The following is a 3,894-nucleotide window of genomic DNA, read 5'->3' as shown; positions in this document are numbered from 1 at the left end:
CCCCAAAAAACACCCCGATCCTCACAGCATTCCGCACCAATCCGAAGGAAATCATGAAGAATCGTCTTGCCCCTGCCGTTGCCGCAGCCGCCCCTGCAGGCCTGTCCCGCCGGAACATCCTTGCCCTGGCCGGCATTCTGGGCGGTTCTGCCGCACTGGCCGCCTGCGGCGGGCCGTCCACCGCCGGCACACCGGGAGCGGCGGAAACAGCGGGCACCGACTGGTCCTCCGTGACCCCCGCAAAGAAAATCACCTGGTGGTCAAACCACCCCGGAGCTTCCAAGCCGATCGAGGAAGAGCTCATCCGCCGGTTCACCGCGGAAACCGGAATCGGAGTTGAACTGGTGACCGCCGGCGCCAACTACGACGAGGTTGCCCAGCGCTTCCAGGCCTCAGCCGGCACCAACAACGTGCCGGACCTCGTAGGCGCTTCCGACGTCTGGTGGTTCCGCTACATGATCAACGGCCAGATCCTCCCGGTCGACGACGTGGCGGCGCACCTGGGAATCGACACCGCGGACTACAACACCGGGCTGTACAACGACTACGAGTTCAACGGAAACCACTGGGCCTTCCCCTATGCCCGTTCCACACCGCTTTTCTACTACAACCGCGACCTGTTCAAGGCGGCCGGACTGCCGGACCGTGCCCCGAAGACCTGGGACGAATACAACTCCTGGGCGCCGGCACTTGCAACAGCGAACGGCGGCGCGGTTCCCATGGCACTAGGCTCAGACACTTCCTGGTCCGCCTGGTGGTTCTGCAACATCATGTGGGGTCTGGGCGGCCAGTACTCGCAGGAATGGAACATCACCCTGGATGATCCCAAGACCCTGGAAGCCGGAGAGTTCCTGCGCCGGATGATCCACCAGGACAAGTCCGTAGCCGTCTCCTCTGCGGACTATGTTGCCGACTTCACCGCCGGCGTCAGCACCTGCACCATTGCCTCCACGGGCTCACTGAGCGGCATCATGGAAGCTGCCAGGTTCGACGTCGGCACGGGCTTCCTGCCTGAAGGCCCGGCAGGTCCGGCCTGCCCCACCGGCGGCACCGGAATTGCCATCCCGGCAGCCAAGTCTCCTGAGCAGCAGCTGGCAGCAGCCATGTTCCTGAAGTTCATCGGTGAGCCTGAACAGACGGCGTACTTCTCCGCCAACACCGGTTACATGCCGGTGCGGACTTCTGCCGCGGACGGAGCGCAGATGCAGGCCGTCTACGCCAAGGCACCGCAGTTCCGCACCGCCGTCGACCAGCTGGCAACCACCCGTGTGCAGGACTGGGCGCGTTCGTTCGTTCCCTCCGGCGACCAGCACTTGACCACGGCACTGGAGAAGATCATGCTTCAGGACACCCCGGCAGCGGACGCCTTTGCCGCCGCCGCTGATGCCATTGCCAAGTCCTTCGAGCAGAACGTCGAGCCGTACCTGTGAACCTGCTGAACATAGCTCACCGTGGAAACTCCTCCCGGGCCCCCGAAAACACCCTGGCTGCTTTTGCCGCTGCGGCCGCAGCCGGGGCCGGGATGATCGAGACCGATCTGCAGCTCAGCGCGGACGGGACCGTGGTGCTGATCCACGACGACACCCTGAACCGGACTGCCGGGCGGGACGTCCGCGTAGCGGACCTCACGGCGTCCGAGCTGCAGAGCGCAGACGCCGGATCCTGGTTCTCTCCAGACTATGCAGGGGAGCACGTGCCGGTCCTGGCAGACCTGGTGGACTTCGCCGCCGGGCATCCGGAGCTGGGCTGGCTGCTTGAATTCAAGGGGGAGTGGAACCCGGACCAGGTTGCCGCGGCGGCAGAGCCCCTGCGGGATGCCGGCCTGGCCGGCCGCTGTGTGCTGCAGGGGTTTTCGCCCCGCACCGTGCGGAGCCTGCATGCTGCCGCACCTGATATTGAGCGGGGATTGCTGATCATGATGCAGCCGGCCCCGGGAGAGGAACACCAGCTCCTGCGCTTTCTCACGGAAACCGCCACCGGCTACTGCAATCCCCATGGCGGGATCCTGAGTTCCTCCCCGCAGCTGGTTTCCACGCTGCAGGCCGAAGGCGTAAAAGTCTGCACCTGGACATTGAACGAACCGTTCCAGTGGGACACGGCAGCTGCCGCAGGGGTGGACGGAATCATCACCGACCGGCCCGCGGAGCTGACCGAGTGGTCCAGGCTGGCCCAAAGCCGCAGCTGAAGAGCCGGAGGGGGAGCAGGATTTAACTTATCCGGGGCTGTGCCGTAGAGTTATCTGTTGGTTGTCTCTACATTCGTGCCCTTTTCCGACCGGCCCCGGCCAGCTGGAGCGGTACGCGGGGAGAGACCATCAAACACCAAAAACCGCTGCCCCGGCGAATAGGGGCGGCACAGACGTTAGCGGAGGATATGGCCAAGAAAGACGGCGTCATAGAGATTGAGGGCTCGGTCAACGAAGCCCTGCCCAATGCGATGTTCCGCGTTGAGCTGGCCAACGGCCACATTGTGCTCGCACACATCTCGGGAAAGATGCGTCAACACTACATTCGCATCCTCCCCGGAGACCGCGTTGTGGTGGAACTTAGCCCGTACGACCTCACCCGGGGCCGTATCGTCTACCGCTACAAGTAACAACCAAGGCTCCGGTTCACTCCCAGGAGGGAACTGGAGTTCAACCCTGCAACCACGCAAAGGAAAACCATGAAGGTCCAGCCGAGCGTCAAGCAGATCTGCGATAAGTGCAAGGTGATTCGCCGTAACGGCCGAGTCATGGTGATCTGCGAGAACCCGCGCCACAAGCAGCGCCAGGGCTAAGAAGCGGCTACTGTTCCGGCCCCAAAGCCCGGAGCGCGCTAAGCCCACGCGTAGTAATTGAATATGGCAGTACAGCGTCTGATACGCGTGACGCATACCCCCGGTACGGAGGCCGGGGACCTGGAAACAGGGACGTACTGCTTCAGACCTCCGGTAACACCAAAGGAGAACCGCCAATATGGCACGTCTCGCCGGCGTAGACATTCCCCGCGAAAAGCGGGTTGTCATTGCGCTTACCTACATCTACGGCGTGGGCAAGACCCGTGCAGAGCAGACCCTGGCAGAGACCGGCATCAGCCCGGATACTCGCGTCAAGGACCTCACCGATGCTGAACTCGTTCAGCTGCGTGACTACATCGAGGGCAACTTCAAGGTTGAGGGTGACCTCCGCCGCGAGGTAGCAGCCGACATCCGCCGCAAGGTCGAGATTGGCAGCTACCAGGGCATCCGCCACCGCCGCGGCATGCCTGTCCACGGCCAGCGCACCAAGACCAACGCTCGTACCCGCAAGGGCCCGAAGCGCACCGTTGCCGGTAAGAAGAAGGCCGGCCGCTAAATAACGCGGTCCAGGCCATGACCTGCACAGCCAGGTCACCTAAACCAAACTCTTTGTAGGAGAAGTAATGCCCCCCAAGACTCGTGGAGCGGTACGCAAGCCGCGTCGCAAGGATAAGAAGAATATCGCGCTGGGCCAGGCGCATATCAAGAGCACTTTCAACAACACCATCGTGTCCATCACGGACCCGACCGGCGCTGTTATCTCATGGGCTTCCGCCGGTGAGGTTGGCTTCAAGGGCTCCCGTAAGTCCACCCCGTTCGCTGCGCAGATGGCTGCTGAAGCCGCTGCCAAGCGTGCACAGGAGCACGGCGTCCGCAAGGTCGACGTCTTCGTGAAGGGTCCGGGATCCGGGCGCGAGACCGCGATCCGTTCGCTGCAGGCCACCGGCCTGGAAGTTGGCACCATTCAGGATGTCACCCCGAGCGCACACAACGGCTGCCGCCCCCCGAAGCGCCGCCGCGTCTAATTCGCATTCGTTGCCGGTGCCGGTGTCGCATCCGGTTCCCCAGCCCAGCCAGTCTCTTATTCACATCTCCGAGCCCACGAGACAAGGCATG

General features: G+C 63.3%; 6 protein-coding genes. All 6 read left to right on the top strand.

The window, feature by feature from the left end:
- On the top strand, positions 1 to 1,430 hold a 1,430-nt coding region (locus TVC13_RS17850; RefSeq protein ID WP_422402468.1), incomplete at its 5' end, for an ABC transporter substrate-binding protein.
- Entirely contained in the window at positions 1,427 to 2,185 is a 759-nt protein-coding gene (locus tag TVC13_RS17845) for a glycerophosphodiester phosphodiesterase (RefSeq protein WP_422402467.1), read from the top strand. The genes TVC13_RS17850 and TVC13_RS17845, both read left to right, overlap by 4 nt.
- A gap of 188 nt (positions 2,186 to 2,373) precedes the next feature.
- Positions 2,374 to 2,595 (top strand): translation initiation factor IF-1, encoded by a 222-nt coding sequence (gene infA / locus TVC13_RS17840; RefSeq protein WP_055239372.1) that lies wholly within the window; start codon positions 2,374 to 2,376, stop codon positions 2,593 to 2,595.
- A gap of 69 nt (positions 2,596 to 2,664) precedes the next feature.
- Positions 2,665 to 2,778 (top strand): 50S ribosomal protein L36, encoded by a 114-nt coding sequence (rpmJ, locus tag TVC13_RS17835; RefSeq protein ID WP_012397712.1) that lies wholly within the window; start codon positions 2,665 to 2,667, stop codon positions 2,776 to 2,778.
- A 178-nt stretch (positions 2,779 to 2,956) separates the two neighbouring features.
- Positions 2,957 to 3,334 (top strand): 30S ribosomal protein S13, encoded by a 378-nt coding sequence (rpsM, locus tag TVC13_RS17830; RefSeq protein WP_055239373.1) that lies wholly within the window; start codon positions 2,957 to 2,959, stop codon positions 3,332 to 3,334.
- Positions 3,335 to 3,401: 67 nt separating this feature from the next.
- A complete protein-coding gene (gene rpsK / locus TVC13_RS17825) occupies positions 3,402 to 3,803 on the top strand; it encodes a 30S ribosomal protein S11 (RefSeq protein ID WP_055239374.1) in 402 nt (133 codons plus the stop codon).
- The last annotated feature ends 91 nt before the right edge of the window (positions 3,804 to 3,894 follow it).

Origin of the sequence: Arthrobacter sp. 3Tela_A (assembly GCF_049311025.1) — a bacterium.
Lineage (GTDB): Bacteria > Actinomycetota > Actinomycetes > Actinomycetales > Micrococcaceae > Arthrobacter_B.
Note: the sequence above shows the minus strand (reverse complement) of the source record. Positions and strands in the feature narration are given on the sequence as shown.

What these genes read in the sequence shown, in the direction of transcription:
- infA (WP_055239372.1), top strand. Translation starts at nt 2,374, where the DNA reads ATGGCCAAGAAAGACGGCGTCATAGAGATTGAGGGCTCGGTCAACGAA.
- rpmJ (WP_012397712.1), top strand. Translation starts at nt 2,665, where the DNA reads ATGAAGGTCCAGCCGAGCGTCAAGCAGATCTGCGATAAGTGCAAGGTG.
- rpsM (WP_055239373.1), top strand. Translation starts at nt 2,957, where the DNA reads ATGGCACGTCTCGCCGGCGTAGACATTCCCCGCGAAAAGCGGGTTGTC.
- rpsK (WP_055239374.1), top strand. Translation starts at nt 3,402, where the DNA reads ATGCCCCCCAAGACTCGTGGAGCGGTACGCAAGCCGCGTCGCAAGGAT.